General features: G+C 54.5%; 15 protein-coding genes and 2 pseudogenes. 7 read left to right on the top strand and 10 right to left on the bottom strand.

Features of this window, described 5'->3' with window-relative positions:
• Window positions 1-42 precede the first annotated feature (42 nt).
• Complete coding sequence (locus DVK05_RS01405) at window positions 43-7,863, top strand: PKD domain-containing protein (RefSeq protein WP_158598844.1); 7,821 nt, start codon at window positions 43-45, stop codon at window positions 7,861-7,863.
• An 81-nt stretch (window positions 7,864-7,944) separates the two neighbouring features.
• Here DVK05_RS01405 and DVK05_RS01400 read toward each other — a convergent pair whose 3' ends face one another.
• The 3 genes from DVK05_RS01400 to DVK05_RS16720 form a co-directional block, all read right to left on the bottom strand.
• The gene (locus DVK05_RS01400; RefSeq protein ID WP_121561657.1) at window positions 7,945-8,697 is read right to left on the bottom strand and encodes a hypothetical protein; all 753 of its coding nucleotides are present in this window, start codon (window positions 8,695-8,697) and stop codon (window positions 7,945-7,947) included.
• A gap of 69 nt (window positions 8,698-8,766) precedes the next feature.
• Entirely contained in the window at window positions 8,767-9,201 is a 435-nt protein-coding gene (locus tag DVK05_RS01395; RefSeq protein ID WP_121562434.1) for a TRAM domain-containing protein, read from the bottom strand.
• A 125-nt stretch (window positions 9,202-9,326) separates the two neighbouring features.
• A complete protein-coding gene (locus DVK05_RS16720) occupies window positions 9,327-10,868 on the bottom strand; it encodes a hypothetical protein (protein WP_147437688.1) in 1,542 nt (513 codons plus the stop codon).
• A gap of 127 nt (window positions 10,869-10,995) precedes the next feature.
• On the opposite strand from DVK05_RS16720, the pseudogene DVK05_RS01390 reads away from it, so the two are divergent.
• Window positions 10,996-11,510: pseudogene (locus DVK05_RS01390) on the top strand (sugar phosphate nucleotidyltransferase); the annotation flags it as partial.
• 20 nt (window positions 11,511-11,530) lie between these two features.
• Here the strand turns inward: DVK05_RS01390 and DVK05_RS01385 are convergent.
• The 6 genes and pseudogenes from DVK05_RS01385 to DVK05_RS01365 form a co-directional block, all read right to left on the bottom strand.
• Window positions 11,531-11,986, bottom strand: a complete 456-nt coding sequence (locus DVK05_RS01385) for a GDP-mannose mannosyl hydrolase (protein WP_121561656.1) — start codon at window positions 11,984-11,986, stop codon at window positions 11,531-11,533.
• A 20-nt stretch (window positions 11,987-12,006) separates the two neighbouring features.
• A pseudogene (locus DVK05_RS01380) lies at window positions 12,007-12,399 on the bottom strand (UDP binding domain-containing protein); the annotation flags it as partial.
• A gap of 403 nt (window positions 12,400-12,802) precedes the next feature.
• Window positions 12,803-12,979 (bottom strand): hypothetical protein, encoded by a 177-nt coding sequence (locus tag DVK05_RS17210; RefSeq protein WP_199712273.1) that lies wholly within the window; start codon window positions 12,977-12,979, stop codon window positions 12,803-12,805.
• The gene (locus DVK05_RS01375; protein WP_121561655.1) at window positions 12,980-13,327 is read right to left on the bottom strand and encodes a hypothetical protein; all 348 of its coding nucleotides are present in this window, start codon (window positions 13,325-13,327) and stop codon (window positions 12,980-12,982) included.
• Window positions 13,328-13,662: 335 nt separating this feature from the next.
• Window positions 13,663-14,802, bottom strand: a complete 1,140-nt coding sequence (locus tag DVK05_RS01370) for a glycosyltransferase family 4 protein (RefSeq protein ID WP_121561654.1) — start codon at window positions 14,800-14,802, stop codon at window positions 13,663-13,665.
• A gap of 83 nt (window positions 14,803-14,885) precedes the next feature.
• On the bottom strand, window positions 14,886-15,857 hold the full coding sequence (locus tag DVK05_RS01365; protein ID WP_121561653.1) for an endonuclease I: 972 nt from the start codon (window positions 15,855-15,857) through the stop codon (window positions 14,886-14,888).
• A gap of 346 nt (window positions 15,858-16,203) precedes the next feature.
• Between DVK05_RS01365 and DVK05_RS01360 the strand changes: the two genes are divergently transcribed.
• The 3 genes from DVK05_RS01360 (at window position 16,204) to DVK05_RS01350 (ending at window position 18,822) form a co-directional block, all read left to right on the top strand.
• Entirely contained in the window at window positions 16,204-16,440 is a 237-nt protein-coding gene (locus DVK05_RS01360; RefSeq protein ID WP_121561652.1) for a MarR family transcriptional regulator, read from the top strand.
• A gap of 91 nt (window positions 16,441-16,531) precedes the next feature.
• Window positions 16,532-17,794 carry a sulfatase gene (locus DVK05_RS01355; protein WP_121561651.1) on the top strand — a complete coding sequence of 421 codons (1,263 nt, stop codon included), beginning with the start codon at window positions 16,532-16,534 and terminating at the stop codon, window positions 17,792-17,794.
• Entirely contained in the window at window positions 17,794-18,822 is a 1,029-nt protein-coding gene (locus tag DVK05_RS01350) for a glycosyltransferase (protein ID WP_121561650.1), read from the top strand. Before DVK05_RS01355 ends, DVK05_RS01350 begins: the two co-directional genes overlap by 1 nt.
• Before the next feature lie 165 nt (window positions 18,823-18,987).
• Here the strand turns inward: DVK05_RS01350 and DVK05_RS01345 are convergent, their stop codons facing one another.
• The gene (locus DVK05_RS01345) at window positions 18,988-20,469 is read right to left on the bottom strand and encodes a sulfatase (RefSeq protein WP_121562433.1); all 1,482 of its coding nucleotides are present in this window, start codon (window positions 20,467-20,469) and stop codon (window positions 18,988-18,990) included.
• 420 nt (window positions 20,470-20,889) lie between these two features.
• On the opposite strand from DVK05_RS01345, the gene DVK05_RS01340 reads away from it, so the two are divergent.
• Both DVK05_RS01340 and DVK05_RS01335 read left to right on the top strand, forming a co-directional pair.
• Entirely contained in the window at window positions 20,890-23,175 is a 2,286-nt protein-coding gene (locus DVK05_RS01340; protein WP_147437686.1) for a DUF2206 domain-containing protein, read from the top strand.
• Between the two features lie 114 nt (window positions 23,176-23,289).
• Window positions 23,290-24,753, top strand: a complete 1,464-nt coding sequence (locus DVK05_RS01335) for a flippase (protein ID WP_121561649.1) — start codon at window positions 23,290-23,292, stop codon at window positions 24,751-24,753.

Raw genomic sequence — 24,753 nt, 5'->3', positions numbered from 1 at the left:
GTTGTACTACTCGCAGTCTCTGTTTTGACAGCTGGAATTCCAATGACTGGAGCGTTCTCCAGTGTGACAGCCGACCGAACAGTGTCGGTTGCTGTCGCAGAAGATGATGCGGCGTATCTCTCGTTGGAGCCCTCGACAGGCCCCAACGGCGTGTACGCTGAACAGTCTGACGGGACACTTCAACTGAATTTTGATGGGACCAACACGCTTGCTGACGGGTTGAACCCGGACGCAACAACGTATGCTGCCAATGTATTCGTTGTCACAAATCGTGGGTCGGCCCCTGTGTCAGTATCCGTAGATGACACCGTAGATGGACTGTCGCTGTTTGCGGGACAGGGGGAAACCGAGCGTCGACTCGATGGCACCGACGCTGACGGCGTCACTATCGGTGTCGGCGAATCGGCAAATGTCTCAGTTGAGATCGATTCCTCGAACGAGACTGAACTTGAATCGCTCGAGGCGATCACTATCAACGCCGTTGCCACAGACACGGATGGGAGCCCAGGCGACGGGTCAGACGACAGTGAAGACCCGGGCGACGGTTCCGGTGAAAATGGGGATTCAGGCGATGGTTCTGATGGAGATCAAGACGACGACACCCCGACTGACGGTACAGACGGCTCTGATAATGACACCGTTGATTCTGGAACCGATGGGGATGTTGCGCAAGCGACTGGGTCGGTCGCCGCCGGTGAGTCGGTTACGCTCAATCTCACTGGCCTCGACAGCGCAACCCAAGACGATGTCAGCGTCCGTTCAACGACGATCTCATACGCGGATAGCGTCGAGAATATTAACACAACCGTCTCCGTCGTCGACAGTTCGGAGTCAACTGCTACAGCGCCCGGCGACCGACCGGCCCCACCGGACGCGTCTGTCCGGACGTACGTCAACGTCTCCCACCCGGCGACCCCCGATGCCGCAATTGCGGAGGCATCGTTCCTATTTACGGTCCCACACGACAGTGACCGGCCGGCACAGAACGTCTCCTTCTTACGCTACAACGAGACGACTGGTGGCTGGGAGACAATCTCGACGCGCGTTACATTCGTAGAAAACACGTCCGCTGGATACGTCTACAGGAGCCAAACTGAGCAACTTTCGTTATTTGCGCTTGTTGAGGCGGCTCGAGGGGTTTACGTTCAGACAGAGGGTACCACTGAGGCAGTTGACGCCAGTCTCATTACCGACCCACGGGTTGATTTCCCCGCAACTGCGTACAACACGTACCACACCCAGGCACTCAACGCATCCTACTGGAAGGTCGACGCACGCGAAGACGCCGATGACGCGGCCGCAGTCATTCGCGAAGAACTCCGTGTTAACCTCAAATCGGAGGTGGAGGACGCGGCGATTGATCAAGCAATCTCGTATGCGGATGGTGCACTCAAATCAGCCACCGGGTTCAGTGGTATCGGCACCGCACTCACGGCCATTGACATTGCGCTGAAATCAGACCAATTTGCGGGCTCACTTGGCCCAGGGATTCAAAAACAGGCAATCGCGATTCACGTCGATCCCGGGACTGACTCCTACGATAATCTACGGGAGAATCTTGCGAAGCTCGAACGGAACTCAATAGCTTACAAGCAGGCAAAACAGCGTGGAAACGCTGCTGAGGTGGAGCAGCTCCTCAGAGAGCGCGAAACACTACTCCAAGAGACGTACCTTCTCTTGCCAACGTATCTCCAGGACGTCCATGCCGACGTGGTCAGCAACGCCGCTGGCATCGAAGACCCACAGGCATACCAACAGATTCGCTCCGATGTCGAGTCACTTCGTCTCTTGGTGAAACTCGACTACGAAGAGACCACAGATCGGCTCTATGGTGCGCCTGATGAATCGCTGCCGCGGGACACGTCCATGCCAACCCATGGCTGGACCGCCTTCGGTAACGCACAGGTGTACGATACAATGGACCACGCAGACGACTACGTTGTGTTTGAACTCGATGCTGCGCCCAATGGGACGACTGCTGATGAACTCAACATCGATGTGACAGGCGCAAACGCAGCCGCCTTCGAGACGGCCCTTGTTACTGAGCGTCCCGACACTCCCCGGCTCACCACCGGGCGAGAACTGTCAGTGGCTGACACCGAGACGCTCTCTGCGAGTATTGAAGATCCGGCAGCCACCACGTACCTCGTTGTACGTGCCGGCGACAGTCTTGGCCCGCTGAAACTGAGCGCAAGCGGTACTGGTGGCACTGTCGACGTGGCCGTTGCAGAGCGTGCCGGTCCGGATATCCAACGTCCGGATGCCACGCTTGTTGAAGGCCCTGACCCGGTGACGCTGAGAGACGGTGATGCGGTGTACCCGACGGACAACGGTGACATCGATCTCATCTGGGACGTGTGGGATGCCAAAACGGCTACGACAGACATTGAGTACCGGTTCCGGGTTGATGATGGCGAGGGGTTCACCGGCGGCGAAGCCGGCGACGGCTGGTCTGCGTGGACGACGCTCCCCGAAAACGGGCGGATTTCGCCCGAGCAGACCTACGGTGATGGACTCACCCGGGTCCAGCTTCAGGTGCGCGATGGCGTCGGGCGGACCACCGTCCGGAACGCTGATGTGGTCGTTACGGCTGGCGCGCCGACTACGCGCGTCGCAGCGCCACTTGCGGACGACCCCACAACCGATGACGTGTACGTCAAGGTACTGCCCGAGAGACGAATCGAGTCTGTTGAGGTTGAGTACCGCCAAGTCGGTGACGCAAACTGGACTGACTGGCGGCGGGTTACCGGTGACGATCTTGATGGCTTTGGCCGGCTACAAGTGCCCATCGAAGGCGAGATTGAGGTCCGTGCGCGGGCTACAAATCTCACAAACGAAACCGGTCCCTGGGCAAGCGAGACCGTCAGGTACTTCCCGCCAGATACCACGCCGCCGGATATTGACGCTGAATCACTTCCGCTGAAGCGGCCAACACTCGTTGACGGTGAACGGGTTGAACGCCGGGTTGTCGCAGCGCAGACAGTCAGCTTAGCCTGGTCCGCAGACGATGCTGAAACGTCCCCCAGTGACTTGGAGTATCGTGTTCAGGTCGATGGCAAGGCGTGGTCCGAATGGACGCCGACAGAGAACGGCCGCCTGAGCGTGGACGTTGATGTGGCGACAGATGGGACCGACGTGACTGTCAACGTACGCGACGCGGCTGGTAATATCGCTACCCGGTCAGTCAGCGTGCGTCGCGACAACCACGCGCCAATCGTTAATGTGTCGGCGACAGCCGATGAAACCGGCGCGATCGTCACTCCAACCGCAGATGAGCCGCTTTCGTCTGTCCAACTCCAGTACCGCACTGATGATGACGCTGCGTGGACCGACTGGACGACCCTTGACTCATCAGAGACAACTGCGGTTCAGCTAGACGCAGTTGGTGCCTTTGAGCTCCGGGCACGCGGCGTTGACTCCGTTGGGAATGTTGGCGAATGGACCGGTCCAGTACCCTTCAATAGCCTCCCAGGAGACCGGTCAGAGCCTCTCGGTGGAGGGGGTAACGGTGATGACGACGAAGATGACGATGGGAACTCGCTCTCTGGTGGCTCGAACCAGTCATACACCGTGCCAGACGGCTCGGACGTTGGTGACGCCATCGTCGCGTACAACGCGCTTGTGGACGAGATCGATGGAGAGCTACTGTTAGACCTGTACGTCAGCACCCGTGACGGCGACCGCTACCCCCTCTCGTCAATCACGTTCACGGAAGAACGCAATCAGACGGTCACTGCTGATCTCCCCGGAAACCTCACAGATGACTCCCAACTTGAAGTTGAGGTGAGGGGTAACGGAACCGTCGTGCTCGATAGCCTTCGGCTGATTGACCGGACTCCATACGTGCCGCCGATTGCTGGCACGCCGACGAACGCAACCACGGGAGAAAAAGTCACGATTGCTCCCTCGAATAACCGGGCACCAAGCGAGGCTGTTGTCAAGTACGAGTGGGACATTGACGGCGATGGCGCATACGAGCAGACGACCACAAACGCCACACTGACTACCACATACACAGAGCCTGGAAGCCGAACTGTCACCCTTCGGTTGACCGACGCGTTTGGAGCGTCTGCAACGAACCAGACGACAGTGTCCATTAACGCGCCGCCACAAGCGGCGATCAGCTCAACTGGCCCAGCACTCACCGACGAGCCAATCAGGCTCTCCGGCGGCGCCAGCGTGGACCCCGATGGAACAATCGCGACCTATGACTGGACGGTACCAAACAGCGGAACCCGCACCACAGACGGGTCGAACGCGACGGTCCGCTTCCCTGATGACGGGACGTACATGGTCACGCTCACCACCACGGACGGGGTGGGCGCGACAGACACCGTTTCGACGAACGTGACTGTCACCAACCGCCCACCGGTCGTGGACGCGACAACTAATGAGTCGACACCCGCTGTCAACGCCCCCGTCGTGTTCAAAGCCGGCAACAGCGTGGACCCGGATGGGAACATCGAACGGTACGAGTGGGATCTTGACGGGGACAGTACGTACGAACGTTCGGGGCGCACAATTGAGACCACATTCGACACGCCGGGCGAACAGCCCGTTACAGTGCGAGCAACCGATGATGATGGTGGAACAAACGAGACGACGGTCACTGTCGACGTGAACGCGCCGCCAACGGCCAGTCTCGAAACGACAGCGCCGGCGTTCACCGGTGACAATGTCACATTCACCGCCGCTGACAGCACAGACCCAGACGGCGACATCATCGCGTATGACTGGAGCATTGCGGATGCGGCTGACGCGAGCAATGTCTCGGTAACCCGCACGTTCGCTGACGATGGCAACTACTCGGTTACGCTCCGTGTGACTGATAACCAGGGAGCTGTGGACACCGCGACGACGACTGTTGCGATCACCAATCGGCCGCCGATTCCGAACGGGGTTGTGACGACAGCTACCCCTGTCGTTGGTGATCCCGTGGCGTTCAGCGCGGCGGACAGCACCGATGCTGACGGCGAGGTTGTTGAGACACGCTGGGATCTGGACGCTAACGGCCACGTCGAATCTAACGCCTCGGAACCAACCGCAACGTACGACGACTACGGTGAGCAGACGGCGACACTGACCGTGATTGACGACGACGGGGCCCGCAACAAGACGACGCTCACGTTCGACGTGAACGCCCCGCCCACCCCGGCGTTCACCACATCTGCCCCAGTGCCGACCGCTGAATCGATTGATCTGGTGGCTGACTCCAGTGTCGACCCCGACGGAACGATAGAGTCGTACGAGTGGGATCTGGATACCGATGGAACCAGCGAGGCAACCGGGTCCACGACAAGCGTTGAGTTCGCTGACGATGGAACCTACTCCATCGAGCTGACTGTCACGGACAACGACGGGACCGATCGCTCGCTCACGCGGAACGTGACCGTCACCAACCGGCCACCGAACGCAACGGCCACGGCTAACGATACAACGCCGGCGATTGGGCAACCGGTGACGTTCGACGCGAGCGAGAGCACTGACGTCGATGGTGCGATCGCCACTGTCGCCTGGGACATCACCAACGACGGCACTTACGACTTCACTGGCGAGCAAGTCACTAGAGCGTTCAGCGAGCCAGGCAATCAGTCTGTCACGGTACGGGTGACTGACGATGATGGGGCGACAGCTCGCACGAACGTGACTGTCGACGTGAACAGGCCACCCAACCCGCGCGTGAACGTGTCTGACCCAGTGCTCTCGAACGAACCGGTGACACTCACCGGCTCACAGAGTAACGACCCAGACGGCACCGTTGTCGCCTACGAGTGGACAATTGAAGCTGCGCCTGACGCGGCGGGTGCCAATGTGAATCGGACGTTCACTGATGATGGAAGCTACGCGGTCACCCTGACAGCCACCGATGACGATGGCGCAACAGCGAGCGTCACGACGAACGTCACGGTTCAGAATCGCCCGCCAGAACTGTGGCTAACGCGTGTCTCGCCTGAAACGACTCCGGTCGAAACGGGCGACGAAGTCGAATACGCTATCGATGCGAGTGACGATGACGGAGCAATCGACAATACGACGCTCACCGTCACGTCATCCACCGGAGTCACCCGCACGGTAACGCCCGCTGGAACCGCAACCGTGCGGTTCAACGAGAGTGGGAACTGGAGCGTTACCGCCGCAGTCACTGATGACGATGGCGCCACGACAGCCACAAACCGAACACTCCGCGTGAACGCGCCGCCAGACGTCACCATCGTTGCCCCCGATAGCGTTGATGCGAACGAGGACGTGACCGTCGAAGCTGACGCAACTGACCCCGACAGTGAGATCAGTGAGTACAGCTGGGAGGTCGAGGGACGGACCTACTCCGGGCCGAACGTGACGTTCAACGCCGATGGCGGGGAGGTAATACCCGTTAGTCTCCAGGTCACCGATACTGCTGGCGCCACGACCGTCGTCAACGAGACGATTGCGGTGAATCCGGGCCTCGACCCACGAGTGTACGTCCGGACCCAACTAGGGAATCGCGTGCTCAGTTCAGAGGCGTCCGTGGATACACCGGATAGCATCGACCGAGAAGCAGTCACGTATGAGTGGGATCTCGATGGTGACGGACAGTTTGAGAGCGATGGTCGGGCACAGAATCGGCTGATTACCGAGCCCGGAGAGTACGAAGTCGCAGTCCGGGTGAACGCACCGAACGCTTCGCCGGCTGTCGACCGCGAGAGCATTCCGATTGTGTCTGTTGATGAGAGCCTCACGTTTGACTGGCAGCGCGACAGCGGCGGGGAGATAGGAGCCAGGGCTGGTGAGTCACTGTACGTGCTCGACGGCGAAGAACAGTCAGACGATGAGAACGAGAGCGACTCAACGGTCCGGTCGCTCGATCCTGCTGACGGGTCGACACAGTGGGCTGTCACTACCCCCTTCTATGCGGGCGACACACACGTCCAGGGGGACGCCGTCTACGCCGTTGGCCAGGGTGTCGCACGGATCACGCAGGACTCTGGTGTGATCGACTGGTCGTGGACGACAGCTGAGTACGTCGAGGCACAGATCACAGAGGATACGGTCTACGTGGCGGATGACCAGTCGATCGCCGCGTTGAACAAAACGACTGGTGCTGTGCGGTGGGATGTGGATGCGGACAACAGCTCAAATCCGTCGACACTCGTCGCTGGGAGCGACACGGTTGCCACGGAACGCATCGTCAGCACGGAGACGGGCTCCGTTAGCAACATCGTTGTCCGTGACGCTACCACCGGGGCTGTCCGCTGGCAGCTCACCCGTGATGATTATCCAGAGGTGGAGGGCATCGTTGACGGGCGGCTTATCCTGTCCGAATCCGGCACTATCACGGCGTACAACGTCAATACCGGTGCGGTTGCGTGGTCCCAACAACCGGCTGGCAACCAGTCGAGTTACTCGTACGTTCGGTCTGTTCAGATCGACAACGGGACAATCTTCGCCACCAGTGATGCGGGCACAACCGAATGGGTGACCGCGATTGAGCCCACTGGCGAGCAAAACTGGCGCACCGCCGCCCGCGACTCCGCTGAACTACAAGTCGCCGACGACCACGTGATTCTGGCCGGCGAGGGCGGCGTGTCTGCCCGTGACCGCACGGATGGCTCGGTTGCGTGGGATCAGACGCTTCCGGCGGAGTTCCCTGATCTGACGATTGCTGATGACGCCGCACTTGTGGAATATGACTATGGAGAACGCGGGGCCATCCTCGACACAGAGACGGGAGCCATCGAGTGGCAATCGCGGACCAACTACGTGTTCTACGACGTGGCGTATGAGGATGGCACGCTGTATGTCAGCACCGAAGCAGGGCTCTACGCGGTTTCAGATAGTGACGAAAACAATGTTACAGCGCGGCATACGGGGGCGCTCGGGTAGGAATACAGATTCGACCACGTGATGGGGGCCTCATACACACGGGAAGACAATCAGAGCTGAGAGAGATCGGCTAGTGACTGGCTAACTCTGAAGCCGGAGTTGCGCACACACAACAGCCAACACGAGCAGTAGCGCGCCGACGCTAGCCACAACGACTGAGTGTGCCGTCAGGCCGTATCGAAGGGGGCTGGCGGCGAGTGTCCCGCCACCAACCACGAGCACAACACTCCCCACACCGGCAAGGACACGCGTCACCGTCGCTGAGAGGCGATTCGTCACCCACGGGGCGAGCGTGAGGTGGCCGCCGAGGACGAATCCCCCGGTACTCGCGAGGGCTGTTCCCACGCCAAGATACAATCCTCGGAGCTCGTCGACACCAGGGTGGAGGCTCCCGACAGCGAGGATCCCGACCCCGCACGTGAGCGCCAGGACGCCAGCAGTCCCGACAAGCGTGTCAAGCGAGCGGACTGTCGTGAGCGGACCGGGATCAGTTGTGGCGGTGGTGCGCTCAGCGGTCCGGTAGGTCCAGTGGTCGCCAAGGCTCACGATGAGGATGAACGCACCGAGCGCGAGCGCCGCCGCCGTGTATGAGTCAGTGGGATCGACGACGTCGAGCGTCTGGTGAAACCAGAAGATGTTGGTGAACACGGAAGAGTGGAGGGCTTTGAGTTCGGGGGCGTATACTGGCGCCACCCAGTGGACGTCCGGCAGCATGCCCCAGCCACCGCCAAGGAGGACAAGGGTGCGTGCGTACCGTGTCGGCGGCAAGAGATACAGCGCAACGAGCGCCGTACAGATGCCTCCGACTGCGAAGTGAGTGATGGCCAGCGACACAGATGCTATCTCGCGTGCCCGTGTGAAAGCTTTCTGGCTGGCCGCGCATCGGTTCGCGAGCTGGCGGTGCTACAATGCGCTACGCGGGTGGCGGTCTACAACCTCCGCAAACGCGACGTTTTCACGCACCTGTTGGATCTCGACGGTGGCGCGGTCGCCAACCGTTGTGTCAGGAACGATCACGACGTAGCCGTGTTCGACCTTCGCGATTCCATCACCCTGGTCACCGAGGTGCTCGATTTCAACGTCTCGATGTTCGCCTTCCGTAACAGGTGGGCCGTCGTCGTCCTCTTGTTGTTCATCGTGGGCAACAGAATGGGTAGAATCAGGTACTGCGGTGTCAGTACCCGACACCGCCGTCGAAATCAGCGCAATACGGTACGTCCCGTCTTCAGCAAGTGTGCCGTTCGTGATTTCTCGTTCTGGGATTGTAATTTGGTAGGCACCATCATTTTGCTCAACAGTTGCCGTATAGAGCGTTTGGAGTGTCCCAGAGGAGTCCATATTCTGTATGCGCCAGATTCGCGTCATCTGACTTGATTCCAGCGTTACGAGGGGCAATTATCTCTGTACGGTCTCACAAGCACAAAGATGGCAACTCGGAACCGGATAAGATCACAGAAGATGAGCTACGCAGCCCCACCATTCGCTTTTTGGCAGTTACAAAGAGCTGACTCAACCGCAAAAATAGCATCCGCAAGTGACATTTCACGTTCTTCAACCGCATACGCAACAAGGCGGGTGAGATAGTGCGTCTGCTCTCGCACCCCTAGAGTTCGGACATCGTCTCCGAATACGTGTTCTAAGCCGCTGATTGGCCCATTTGAGTTGACGTATTCGTATCGAAGTTGATCCGGAGCCAACCACTCGTAGTTTAACACCTGGACAATTAATTCAAGCAAGTCGAATGCTGCGAGTCGCTGGAAAGAGTACACGCGTTTCAGTTTTTCAAGTCCATCGACAAACGGTTCGTCGCGATCCAACCCATCTAAGAAGTTCATAAATGAGGACGCAACATCTGTTTTGAAGGTCTCCACAGACTCAATCAGAATTTCCGCCTCATACGGCCCAAGTTGCTCGTTGTCGTCTCGTCGTTTTCCTGCGTTTCGTGGCACATTACGACGGTGGCCGTGGGGCCAGTCGCTTGAGGCATGGACTCGGGTGAAAACATCAGTTAGGGCCTCATGGACGCCATCTGTTGTAGAGAGCTCTGACAGGGCCTGAATGTCCAACCCGTCTTCAGTCACCAAGGCCTTGGGAACCTCGATTGTCCACCCGCCAGAAATATACGAAAATGCTGCTAGCAGCTCCTGCTCACGATGGAGATCTTGGGTTTGGATAAATTCACGGAACGCAGAAAATGACGAGGGGGGCCGCAGCTCCGCCTCAAAATCCTCGAATCCGGGCGCTGCTGACAGCGATGGCCCGTAGAGGTGACGAGCATTCCCCGTTTGGTGAGCCGTGAGCAATTCGTCGCGCTTTGCTGCGGTCAGCTGAATTGGTCCACGATACCACACCATGTTGATGTCAACTTCGTCTGAATCAAAGAACGCACTTCGTTTTTCATCTGCGCCTAACGACCCCTCAGGAAGTGTGAGCGGCACAGCCGTTTCATACAATTTTGAGTTCTCCGGATCTCCAAGCAGCATCACGAGATTGGAATCCTGCTCTGGACGGCGGAGGTGAGCATTATTCGAGAACGGCGCTTGCTCGGCTTCAGATAACTCTCGGTACTCTTGGATAGATATTGGATCCCGCTGAAGCTGAAAATGTCCAAATACGTAGCCACCCCAGCCGTCGGTAATCCAGTATTGCTGCCGTCGACTCCCGACAAAATCCAGCGTGCCGTAAAGGAAGACGTAGTCGCCCTCTGAGAGTTTTGCTAAGTGGCGGGTTTTCGTTCGGCCGGGATCAGCAAACGTGTAGTGTTCGCCACCAGGGAGTTCTGGAAATTCGGGATCAAAATGGGTTACTAACTCTCCTGAGCTACCACTGGTGAGATTCGTGTACCCAAGATCAGCATAGGTCGGCCAGTCGACGGCCTCGTCGTACTTCTCAGTGATCGGTACGTACTGAAATGAACCATCACTGAAAATCGGCCCTCTGCCCAGCGGCTCACCCGTTTGTGACCCGACGTTTATTGCCACCGCCGATACGGAATCTGAGTCCATCGGATTAGCAATAGACTGTTGATATTTAATGCTGGTTGTCAGCTTACTCAGAACCGATAATCATGAGTTCCACTGAGTTGCTCCTACCCACGACCCGATTGATTCGACCTTGTACAGCGATACCGTTCACCAGCACGAGCAGCAGCGGCTGCCCCACCCTCCTCATGGTCGAGGAACACATCGACGACGTCATGCCGATCCTTGGCGATATCCTCTTTGACGCGAACTTCCAAAACATGGTGCGGCGCCAGCGCGAGGACCAAGCGGATGCCGCGTTCCTCGTCGAGGAGGTGTCGTGGGAGGAGGCGACGCGGTACGGTGTGTGAATCGAATCAGTACGGCGAAATCACCGACGTGGTCGAGAAGCCCGACGACCCGCCGTCGAATCTGGTGATGACTGGCTCTTCCACGTTTACCCTCGCGTTCTTCCACGCCTGTCACCCCGTCGAGTCGCCTAGGCGTGGGGTGTGCGAGATCTTGGACGCGATCGACCTGTTGATCCAGTGCGGGCAGACGATCGACGCGACCCCACTCGACGGGTGGCGTATCGACGTCGGGTATCCGGAGGATCGGGAGGAGACGGAGGTGCGGTTGGAGGGAGAGTTCGAGGATGGAGTTGTGGGGGAGACAAATAGCGACTGAGTGGGGGAGTTGGAGTCAGGTTAGCGATCGTCGAGATATCGTTCGACGTACGGATGGAGATTCTCGAACGGCGGCCGGAAGACTTTGAAATGGCTGTGTTGGTCGTCACCGACGATCTTTGGATCGTCTCGTTCGAAGTGACAGCGATAGGCGGTCGCGAGGTAGTGTTTCGAGTCGACGCCGTCGACATCAGCCGTCTCGTAGAAGTGTTCGTAGGTGCCGAGACAGTCGTCTATCATGACGGATTCACCAAGCTCCTCGTTGGCCACGCGGTGAACAGCATCAGTACGGGGCTCGTTTTTGAATACCGTTCCACCGGGCACGAACCACTCGCCTTTCGCGGGCTCGTTCTCGCGTTTCCCGAGAAGCACGCCGCCGTCGTGGTCGATCACGAGGTCGACCGAGACGAGCGGGACGTTCGCGACGACCGTCCCCCACTCGTCGTCGGGGATCCATCGATCGCGTTCGTCGGGCACGGAATTCCGAGGATCGGCCACCACGTCAGTCCCTCGTACACAATCCCGTCGCGGCGGTCAATCGCCCGGCGCCCGTCAACGACGACGGGTGTTCGCATGCCATCGAACTCGTCGTCGAGGGCCGTTATCTCTTCCCAGTCGGTCACGACGAGGGCGGCGACCGCCTCGGACAGTGCTGCTTCGGGGGTGTCGACGTACTCGATATCGGGGAACCGCTCGCGCATATTGTCGGTCGCAACCGGGTCGTAGGCGACGATCTCGGCGCCGCGCGCCTGGAGCCCCTCGATGACGGGGATCGCCCGACTGTTGCGGATGTCGTCTGTCCCTGGTTTGAACGCCAATCAGAGGGTCGCCATTCGCCTACCAGTAATATTGACGTGACTGTCCAAAAGTGTGAGTAACCGATACCGTTGCCATCGTCGACTGTATCCATACGTGGCGCTTGCTCAGTCGAGCCTACAGGGATCGTCACCGCGCATACAGGTCCACGTACGCCATACGGCGGCGGGTTGCTTATAATACAACCCCCCGTTTCTGCCGTTGATATCGTGACGCAGCACGATACGCCCGATCCCGTCTGGTGATTCGCTGGATACACAAACTAGTGTGGGAGTGATAAATCGGGGGATTTTTTTAATAAAATCTGATATTATATCTGTAGAGATACTCTTACGGCCTCATAGCGGCACTTGACACTAGTATATAATAGTGTCGCAAAATTCAGCGGATCTACACCTAACTCTCCAGAACGACAGCCCGAGAAGCATTTTGCCTATTTAAGAGAAATTGGACCTCTATCGTTATTTTGAGGTATTTCTACCAGGTTCTATCGATGGCGCGCTGATAGGCTGTTTCTGCTTGCTCGGCAATCGCGTCCCAGTCGTACTGCTGGGCGTGGTCGACGAGCCCGTCGAGTGCGCGGAACTCTGCGCGGATCTCTTCGAGGGCTGCGATGTCGAGCGACCCGGCATCCCCCTCGATGTCTTCGTCCATCTACGCGGTGGTGCGTGAGGTTTCGTCACCGAATGCACCACGCTCTCGGCGCTCGGTTGTAGACTCAGCGGTACGCACTGCGGCTGCGTGGCTATCGTCGGTGTCAAACCCGTAGAGCGCGAGCGCGGCCTGTGCGATCTCGAGGTTCTGCTCGATCTGGCGCCAGCGCGCGACATCACCCCACCCGTCGTCGCCGGCGTCGAGCGCGAGGGTGAGTTCGTCGATCGTTCCGACCTCGTGGCTTTCCTTGATGTTCGCGCGCTCTTCTTGGAGCTCCTTGATCGATTTGCGGATCTCGGCTTTCGTGTGTTCACGGTGGATCGCGGCGATACGACGCATCGCGAGCATCTGGGGGGGGGGGGGCGCATGTACTGACTGCCGGCGTCGGTGTTGATGCGCTTGACACGACCGTCCGCAGCCATCGTCGAGAGGTACTTGCGCGCCGTCGGCGGGCTGACGCGGGCGCGATCGGCGATTTCCTCGGCGGATTGCGGCTCGGTCGTCACGTCAACGACCTGGCGCACGCGGTCGAATGCCGTCGTGTCGTCGGTCCACTGCTTGATAACGGCCTCGTTCACGTTGCCCTCCCAGAGATTCTCCGGGGATTGCTGGTAGGCATGGTGATGGGTACGTGGTGACGTGTAAAATATCATTGTCAGAGAAACAATACTTAGGTGGAGTCGTCACCACGCGCCGTCGATCGCCCGCCGGTAGGCAGTTTCCGCCTGCGCGGCGATCGCGTCCCAGTCATACTGCTGGGCGTGGTCGACGGGCGATGTCGGTGGCCGGGCCCCACCCAGCGTGGCGTCGAGTCGCTCCGTGAGCGCGTCGACCGTAGGCTCGACGAGGAAGCCGGCGTCGGCGATCACCTCGTCGGCGGCCGACTCCGGGTGATCGGCCGCGATGACGGTACAGTCCGCCGCCATCGCCTCCAAGAAGGTGATCCCGAATCCCTCGCGGGTGCTAGGCGACGCGAACACGTCGGCGGCTCGCATGTGGCCGAGCACGTCTTCGTAATCATCGAGGAAGCCGCACAGCTCCACTCGGTCGGCATACACGAGCGAGTCGCGCTGTGCGTCGAGCCGGTCGCGTTCGGGGCCGTCGCCGATGACCCCGAGCGTGGCGTCGTGCTCTGCGGCGACCGCGTCAAACGCCTCCAAGAGCACGTCGACGTTCTTGTGCTCGATCAGTCGGCCCGCGAAGAGCACGTCGTACCCCTGATCGGGAAGCGGCGCGGTGCGGACCTGCTCCACGTCGATCCCGTTCGGAACGATCTCGATGTCCTCGCGGTCGGGACCGATAGCGGCGAGACGGTCGGCCGTGATCGCCGAGATCGCGGTGGGGTGTTGGGGCGTGCGCGCGGTGACGCGCTCGGTAATCTTTCCACAGGGTGCGAGGCGCCCGAGGTACTCGTCCCAGTAGTCGCCCCATACCTCGTGCCAGGTCGTGACGAGGGGCGTGTCCGTCCGGAGGCTCGCGAGTTTCGTCGACAGGACCGGGAAGTACGGGAAGACGCTGGCGACGACCACGTCGTGCTCGTCGTTGCGGAGGCGTCTCCGGAGGGGCGGGAGCGCGCGGGCCGCGAAATCGATCGCCTCGGTGATGGATCGCCGGTCCTCGGCGTAGAGGTCCGCTTCGGGTGCGACCGCGCGGAGGGTCATCCCTTCGTGGGTGATCTCCGCGGGCCCGTCCCAGAAGTGCCGGCCGTACACGGTGACCTCGTGGCCCTGATCGGCGAGTCGGGTGCCGATCTCGTGGATGCGCTTTTCGGCGCCTCCAGTTATGTACGGATAAACCACATTGCTGACATAACAGATATTCATCGACTGATAGTCGTATGCTCGTCGGACGACGCTTGAACGCTCCGCTTCGTGTGACTGAGAGAGAAGGATTGCGTGATCTCCTCTCAGTCGTCTATCGGGACGGGGAACTTCCGGTCGTACTGCGGGAGCGTGTTCACCCGGCGGAGGTCATTGAGGAAGGTACGCGCATCGTAGTCACGGAGTCGAATGTACAGCCCTGACCCATCGTCGACCTCCTGCTGTTCAACAGCGTAGTTGTCGTAGCCCATCGCGTCGAGTTCGGATTGGAGATGCCGCACGCCCGGTTCGGCAAATCCGTGCGTCGCGAAAGACACACGAGGCGCGCCCCGGTCACGGATCGAACAGTTCCCGTCTCCCCAGTACCAGTGGAGGAGTGCCGTGTAATCGAGTCTGAAGTTGTCCGGGACTCGTTTGCGGTTATGTTCGTCGCGGACCTCGTACCACGTGTCGTACAGTCGGTCGAGATACGGTTGCGGTCGGGATGTGACGGTCCAACACGTGTAGTCCTCCTCTGTGAACTGGTTCGGACGCGTGACCGAGTTCGGTTGAGCATCCGGGAAGAGTCCCGCCGGAAGTTTCGAGATGAGGCGGTCCGCGTGGGCTTTCGTCGTGGTCGACAGCTGGAAGAAACACGATTCGGCGTGTCGACGGCGGTGGAGGCAGCCGTCGCCGAGGAGCTCGCCCTTGATCACCGAGGTCTGGAAGGGTCGCCAGTCGACATCGGTCGTTCGCGGATTCCGTTGGGGACAGTCGATCCCGGCGTGTTCGAGGTGGTACCGGATTGCCCTGACCGATGTCTCGTAACGATCAGCGATCGTTTGGATGGAACAGTCGTCCTCCACGTACTGCTTGCGTAGTTCCGAGGTGAGGTCCGCCAACTTCCGGTGGTCCGGGCCCCCGTTTCGCATCTCGACACCGTGATCTCGGAGTCGGCTGTGAATCGTCGGCGGCGTCACGTCGAAGGCATCTGCGATTTCTCGGAGCGATTGGCCGGATTCGTACCGCTCGGCAAGTTCGTCGACCCGCTCGTCGAGCCACTCGTAGCGCTCGCTCATTGGCTTCCCCGATCGAACGCACGGCAGTCGTGATTCAGAATGCGTTCTGGGAGACCGACAGCGCCACAGACTAAACACTCTGCTAGCGGTGGTCCCACACAATCGTCTGGCTGTTCGACAGGCTCTTGCCGCTCGTCTTTGGAGTTAGTCATGCTTCGTCGTGGTGGCGAAGCACGGGTGTCGGTGTTCCAGCACCGGCCCCACTTCTGAGGCGGCCCGCGCTTCTCAACGGGTATTAGATAGGTACAAACTTAATAGTTACTTTGTAACTTCTAAAAGAACAGCCTCGTCGATCGTGTACCTGTCCCGAATTCGTAAATATCCCCACCGGGTACCTCCGAGCAAGATGGTCAACGAAGAGTTCGAGCCCGACGACCGACAAGAAGCCATTCTCGATGTGCTCAGAGAGGGTCAAGCGGAGGGGAACCCGTGGGGGTATGCGAATCCGAAACGGCTGGAGCAGCGGCTCGACATCCGGCGGCAGTACATCAATCGGGCATTACAGGGACTCGTCGATGCGGGGTGGATCGAGAAGGTCAATCGCGGGTTGTATCGGTTCGTGACAGATCCGCGGGAGACGTAGGAAGTTCATTTCCAAAGCGGAACTGCCAATTCGATCGCCGTTCTCTCCACTCACGTAACACCTTTATCAGTTCACGTGCTGTGTCGATTCGATGAGTGAGGATCTGAGAAATATCATTCTTCTCTCCGCCGACGCGCTCCGTGCGGACCACCTCTCCTCGTACGGGTATCACCGCGAGACCTCGCCCGTGCTCGACGACTTGGCCGAGGAGTCGATCCGGTTCGCAAACGCCTACAGCGCGAGCTCGCACACCCGCGAGGCGGTGCCCGCGCTGTTGACGGGCGAGTACCCGGATGTCGCGGTCGACGATGGGTATCGGCTCGCGACGGAGACGGTGGCGTCGACGCTCTCGGCGGCGGGGTTCGCGACGGCCGGGTTCCACTCGAACCCGTTCGTCTCGCGGGCGTACGGGTTCGACGAGGGGTTCGATCACTTCGACGACGACCTCCACCTCGGCCAGCACAAGCTGGTCGCGCTCGCCCAGCGAGCGATCGATAAGCTCCGGAACCGGCACTACGCGCGGGCTGAGGAGATCAACGAGCGGTCGCTGTCGTGGCTGGACTCGCTGGCGGACGATGAGCCGTTCTTCCTGTGGAACCACTACATGGACACCCACGGGCCGTACGAGCCGCCCGGCGAGTACGCGACGCTGTACGCCGACGAGTCGGTGTCTGGCCGAGAGGCCCAGTCGCTGTACCAGCGGGCGATCAAGGATCCGGAGTCGATCACGGACGACGAGCGCGAGCTACTGATCGACCTCTACGACGGCGAGATCCGCTACAACGACGCAAAAATCGGAGAGTTCTTGGAGGCCCTTCGGCAGCGCGATCTGCTGGAGGAGTCGCTGTTGATTATCACCGCCGACCACGGCGACGCTTTCGGCGAGCACGACTACTACGAACACCCACGGTACCTCCACGACGAGATCACCAAGGTGCCCCTGTACGTGCGACCTCCTGGGGGGCATGTGGAGGAGATAGCGACTCCCACGAGCACACTGGACGTGGGTGCGACGATCGAGGCGGCAGTCGGTGCCGAGGCGGCCGGTGTGGGTGTGTCGCTGCTCGAGGAACTTCCGGACGAGCGGACGATCTTCTGTCAGGCGCGGGGCGAAGACGAACACAGTCATCTCCGGCGGTACGCGTCGCGAACCGCCGAGGGTGCGTGCTTCTGTGAGCGCGATCAGAAGTCGGGGACCATCGAGTTCGGGGAGTGTACCGGTTCCACGTTGCGCGAGGAGTTAGAAGCGCACGTCGACAAGCGGGTGCGCGTCGAGAACGGCGAGTCGGTCGAGGACGACGAGGAGGTAGACGAAGAGATAGAACGGCGGCTGGACGCGTTGGGGTACAAGTAATGGCAAATGACAAAATTTCGGCGACGTTCATTTCTCCGTGGAATCGTGATGGAGGTTTGGCTACCTACAGTCGCGAACTTGTTCCACACCTTCGAGAGTCATGTGATATCAATGTCGTACCTTGGGATAGTGAACCAATATACGTTCGAGGAAGTGGAATCCCCGTGTTTCGTTATAAATTACTAACAAGTATGCTACAACAGGATGTAGTTCACATCCAGTACACGTTCGGACGATATCTTCTTTCATTCCCAGTTCTATTATTCATTAGTGCACTTTTTCGGACTCGTGTAATAGTAACGCAACACGAGAGATTTGATAATCTCTGGATGTCAGATATTTTGTTTCTGTACCACCAATTGTTGTACTATTTTGTCGACACAGTCATCGTCCACACTGAATATCGGAAGCAGATGATTTGGGATAGACACCAGACACGCGTTGAAGTCGTTGAACACGGAATTATTGCCCGTGAAAATGTGAATAGAGAACCACGTCAGATCGAAACAATCCTTTTCCCAGGGGGAATTCGTCCTATCAAGGGTCATGAAGTAGCTATTAGTGCGCTCACCGCTCTCGATGGAATTAATCTAAGAATCGTAGGGGGTATTGGAAACGAGAGATACTATCGGGGTCTTCGGTCGCAGGCAAAAGATCTCGGGGTTGACAACCAAATCGACTGGCTCAACAGATTTGTTTCCGATGATGAGTTATTTAGTGAGTTTCAAAAAGCAGATCTAGTCATTCTCCCTTATGAATCTCACACTTCAATGTCGGGAATTCTTAGTCATGCGATTAGCTGGCAGGTTCCCGTTGTTTTGACAGACTGCCCGGCTTTTCGTCATGTAGTTGACTGTGAAGAGGCATTCGTTACTCGGCGGGATGGACGAGCTTACGCGGCGGCGATCCAAGAAATGGATCGGAACAAGGCCGTACAACAACAACTAATTAATGAGTTCCAATGTACTTCCAAAAATTATTCTTGGAAATCAATCGCCGCACGCACCGCTGATATTTATAATGATTAAAACTTGATATTCGTAAGCAAATATACAACTGTGTTAAGTGTTATTTTGAATTTAAAATTTCTTGATTTCGGATGTCAATCGGCATTTTTTATGAAACTGGATCATATCCAGCATTGAGCTCATAAACATTCACCGGACTTTGACACAGTCGGGATTCACAGTTAGCTATGCGTATCCAAGGTCCTCAAGATGATTTCTTACTTCATCACTGGCTTCCGATAAGCTATTTTCATTATCAAGATGTTTTCGGTACTTTTCATGATTGTCTTGCGGCTTTCCGATCCTACTGATTAGTTTTTCTTTCAATCTGTTACTAACTTCTGGATTTTCAACTGTGTGCGTTATATTGATTGGGTACTCTCCATTGGATAGATCAAACAGCCGGTCATTACCATTTGAGTCAACTAGTAGTTGCCAATCATCAGTGAAATAGCTCGCTGAATACGCTTTCCAACGATCTTTCTGATCTAGATCAAACTTTGTCCACTGCTCATTGGATATTTGACAATCCCAACCATGATATTCAACAACAGCAGAACTCTGTGGTTTTAGTGATATTTGAGACCCCGAGGCAACTTCATTTAAGTATTGAGCGAGATTACGTAATTCAACTGGCTTAGTGTGTCTTTTTCCTCTATTCCAAGGTGTTGATATGACTAACGGCACGCGGCATAGATCTCGGTGGATGACACCCTGGTGTCCCCAAATACCCCACTCACTGAACAGATCACCGTGGTCAGAGCATACAATAAAAATCGTATCTTCAAATTCATTACGTCGCTTAAGATATTCCACAAACTCCCGCAGCTCATCATCTATGTATCGTATTTCGGCATCATATAGCGCAACCAGTATTTCACGCTCTCGCTCTGAGAGCGAGTCTATCCCAAGAGAAAGGTCAACCAAGTGTGAGTCAGCAACCCTATTTGCTTCTTTTATACTCACGTCTTTGGGTAGAAATTCGCGAATATAGTTTTTTGGGGGTCGATACGGATCATGCGTCTCAACAAAATTAGTAAATAGTAGATATGGATCGGAAGTTTCACGAACGATATCCTTAGCTTTGCTGATAATTTCAGAAGCACCGTTATCCTTCCAATTGCCAGTGGCTTGCCTCCACTTACGAGTAATATACTGGATGGTATTTGGGATCGTTTGCCAGGATCTCTCTCGGGCCATTACGCTAATTGCGTCTATAAACGTCTCAGGAGAGATTTCACCTGTATCAGCTTGTTTTTGAACTAAGTCAAGCACAGGGTCATTTTGATAAGGAAGCCGGTTAGGGTTGGTAACCCATTCTACGGTATCGAATGAATCAGCGATACCGTGTCCACAGGATAGTAGATGCGTTGTGATTGCGTGAGTCTTATATCCTTGCTCTTTGACGCCATCGATAAGAGTATTCTCCTCGGGATCGATACTCTGTCCCCAATCGACTGCTTTGTGTTCGGATGGATACTTCCCAGTAAAAAGTGACGCGTATGCGGGCAGACTCCAGATGGAATTTGAGTACGCTGATGTGTAAAGGTCTCCGTTAGTAGCGATTTCATCAATGAAAGGAGTGGTTTTGCGATTGTATCCGTAGCAAGAGAAATGATCCGCACGGGCTGCGTCCAGTAGTGCTATAACGATATTAGGCGATGTCATTACTAGATACTAACTTGTCTACTAATAAATAAGCGGTATGGTCTGTCTCCTGCTATCGAGTGTATGAGCGCATTTCTTGTATAGACAATTTATATTAATATTAGTTTAACAGCATTTTATATTACAAAACCGGGTTCATAACCTGCGGGTTCCATCCATTATGTCCCCCGGATCTAATCGCGATGGCTTGGACGTACAAATAGGGGACATATATAAACAACATAAGCAATATAACGAGTCATACGAATGACTACGCACGGGTTGACAAACAGCCAATTGCTGCGATATGAGTTGGCGGCTAATTAAATTCAATTTAAATTAATCTAAGTTTATTTCGGTAGTCTTCCGAGATGCTTGCTCGAATTGCTTGGAGTGGGGGTGAAGAAACTTATTACCGCGAAGGAAAACCAATATCTATCTGTGGAGGGAAGTGATGGTATGCAAGCATTAGATATTGGAAAAATAGAAATCTTAAATCTCTTTCGTAAACTTGGGTTATTAAGATTTACATCTTTGTTATGTCTATTCTGCTTAAATGTTACTTACGTGTCTGACATGAATATCATGGCTTTGAGGCCAGTTTGCTCATTCATTTTGCTAGCAATTATTCCTGGTGCTCTATTGCTTCAGATTCTAGATGAGGATTTTTTCACTGATCTACGTGATATCGTACCGTTCTGTATCGGACTAAGCATTGTACTTGTTTCTATATTAGGATTTGTTTTATCACTCTTTTGGCAAGTAGTTAGTGATACGCCGCCCTTGTCTTCCATTGGTGTTGTTATCGGTGTGAACATTTTGATTGGAGGGTTAGTAATAGCATCATATGTGTCCGGAAAAAGTAGTAGGTACGGTAAAGATCCATTAGCCCTTGTGCGCAATTACCCCCGCATTACACTCTCTGTCATACTACTTCCTGTCTTTTCCCTCATCGGCTCGTATTACATCAATACATTAAGAATTGATATAATCACATCGTTTGTTTTTGTAGCAATCATATTTTTAATCTGGGCTGTAGTCGCAGGTGATCTCGACGAGCGCATTTATCCGCTTACACTTTGGGCAATTGCATTTTCTATTTTCTTCTTAGTGTCTTTCCGTTCTCAATATGTTACAAATTGGGACACTGCGTTTGTCTATTCCTCAATTGAAAACGTCATAACTACCGGGTTGTGGGAACCGGATCAAACGGCGTTTGCTAAAAATTCAATTATACCTGTGATTGTTGCTGCACCAATATTCGTACAAGTGTCTGAACTTTCTCTTACGACTGTGATGAAGATACTCTATCCGACTATTTACTCATTTCTTCCTGTCACCCTCTATCAAATGGTCAAGGGACAGGGGTTTAACAAAAAAGAATCATTCTTGGCAGCGGGCCTATTCTTATCTTTTGATGCGACTATCCTCGGAATCCCTAGGCTTTACAGACAAGCTCTCAGTATGTTTTTTATAACCCTATTTCTTTACATTCTGCTAGAATATACCGTCTCTCGAAGCCGCTCTATATTGCTGGCACTTGTTGGATACGGGATTGTGATATCACACTATGCGACGAGTTATTTATTTATGTTATCTTTTGTTCCACTCATAGGAATTGTCGTTCTCACCCATTTCAACCCTAAAATTAAGAATCGCTTAAATTTAGATTTCAGAAAGAGAATAATCCCCGCTTTCTCCATAATACTGATTGGAAATGTTGTGTGGCAGATGTATACATCTAACTTTTTCAATGGGTTTGTGCGTCTAGGAGTCTATCTCATGAACTCAATTTCTGAGGCCTCATCGAGCTCTCAAACAGCAAGAGAAGTTGGTGATGTACCCACACAGGTGTTTCCACTTCTGACTCGAATTTTGATGTACGCACTTATTGGTCTAATAGGTCTCGGCATAGCAGTCGTCGTATTCTCACACTTCTTCGGCTTCCTCGACAAATGGTCTAGAGAGATCGATGATGAGCTTCTTATAATCGCAGGGAGTGGATTTACAATCTTAGTCTCAACTCTGGCACTTCCATATCCGTACTTTACAACGACCCGGCTATATGCAATCGTGTCGATTCTAGTAGTTCCTTTCTTTGTAATTGGTGTTCAGAGTAGCAGTAGTCTTGCCCGTAGGGCGGTTAGTAGAACACCTGCGACAACTACATTAGTTATGGTTTTTGTCATAGTCTTTTTTAGCTTAAATGCGGGTATACCGCAGGAAGCTGCCGGTGATGATCATAATAACTTCGTAATCGAGACTCCTGATGAAAGTGATTCGTTAGCTGAAGTAGCGGATATCTTGGATAGCAGTTCTCGTACTACGGAAGCAGACATCAGGGCTATCACATGGATACAATCGCACGGTGAGATTGAAAGAGTATATACAGATAGTTTACTGGATACTCCGTTTACTGCTTATGGTGGTTTAGATAGGGCTACCCGCGATCGGGAGATACACGACGTGATTCGATACCCTGGAAAACGGTCCATCTCCCCTACAGGATACACATATTCTGGAGATAACGTGAGTGTAGAGACAGATCAAAATATTTGTATGTACTTAGGTAGTGCGAATCTGAATGATGGGGTTGTGAAGTACCGTGAAGACTGGGTAACGCACGCAAACGCTTCCTACCTGCGAACAGGACCCGTTAAGGGTTCGTTTGATCGAAGTTTAAATCGAATCTACTCAGGCGGAGAAACAGGCTATTGGTGTAATTAAAATGTAAGAATCTTATTGGCAATTATCCGTATAAGGATCCAGACGAGAGAGTGCTTAGAAAAAGCGGAAAGATGAAATGCTTTATGTTTGGTAGAATAACCGCTATAACGGATAATGCCCGATCAAAGTAAACAGCTCTTACAGAGTGGAGTTCTTCTTTTATTTAGCCAAGTATTCAGTTTAGGAACCCTCTTTCTTATAAAACTTGTACTTGCAAGAGAACTTGGTCAAAGTGCTTTTGGGGTCGTTTCAATCGGTATCTCAATGTTCACATTGATATCAACAATAATTTTATTTGGGCAAAATACAGGAGTGGGTCGCTACATACCACGGCTCAGCTCTGATAAGCAAATAAGAGACTATGTGATATCTGCATTCGTTACTGTAATTCCAGCCTCAGTAACTTGTTCGATAGCGATTATACTCTTTAGACAAGAGATCTCTAGCGCTTTTTTTGACACCAGTCAGGTAGTTCCCATTTTGATCTTTGCTATGGTTATACCTCTCGCCGCATTAATGAAGTTGACTGTCGGAGTCATTCAAGGCCTACAAAATGCACAGGCAAAAGCCATTATTCAAGATGTCTCACTACCAGTATTTTTGTCTGTCTTAGGGATATTTGCTGCGTTTCAATGGAAAACAGCAGAAGCAGTCTCGTACGCTTACCTAATTTCGTATGTACTTATTGCAGTAGTTTGCTTATATTTTATATATAGTCGAACTTCGACTTTCGACTTGACAGGATATAAATTTCGAGGTAAAGAATTGCTAAGATTTTCCGCACCACTTACTATCACTTTGATAATGTTTCAGATACTGACACATATGGACATATTTGTAATTGGTTACTACCACCCTAGTGAACTTGTTGGCATATACAGCGCGGTGTATCCTATTACCAAATTGTTGATATTTGTTCTCGGCGCATTTCGGTTTTTGTTCATGCCGATCTTTTCGGAGTTTCACAGTGAGGGCAATACAAAGAGGATGAGAGAAACATACAACGAAATGACAGAGTGGATCGTGCTGCTGACCCTTCCTATATTTATCACGTTGATTTTATTCCCAGAAACAATCATTTCGGTACTTTACGGTCCAGCTTACACTGATGGAGCAAATGTATTAATATTGTTATGTATTGGTTTCTTCACGCACACTGTCTTGGGTCCAAACAGAAACGCAACAACTGCTATCGGTGATACTGACTACATTTCGAAGGTAGCAGTAATAATAGCTACAATAAACATAGTATTGAATATACTTCTAATTCCAGAATACCAATTAGTAGGAGCTGCCACTGCAACAGTTGTTTCTTATGTTATTTGGAATGTTTCTCTAAACTATCGCTTATATACCCGATATAGTATATTTCCAATCAAAATGCGACTCATAAAGTGTACACTCATTTCGACGGGCTCTATCCCCATCCTGTTCTTAGGAATCAAAGGAATAGGCGGTATCGTCGGAGTAGTAACGTTTTCGTTGGCGTTTGGCATTGTCCATCTAATTTCAATATATATCAATGACAAAGAAAAAGTTGAAACTGTCAGTAATACATTGGCCGAACGGATTTCGTAA

The organism is Halorubrum sp. Atlit-8R (assembly GCF_003666025.1).
Lineage (GTDB): Archaea > Halobacteriota > Halobacteria > Halobacteriales > Haloferacaceae > Halorubrum > Halorubrum salinarum.
The sequence above is the reverse complement of the archived record's forward strand: the minus strand, read 5'-3'. Positions and strand labels throughout refer to the sequence as shown.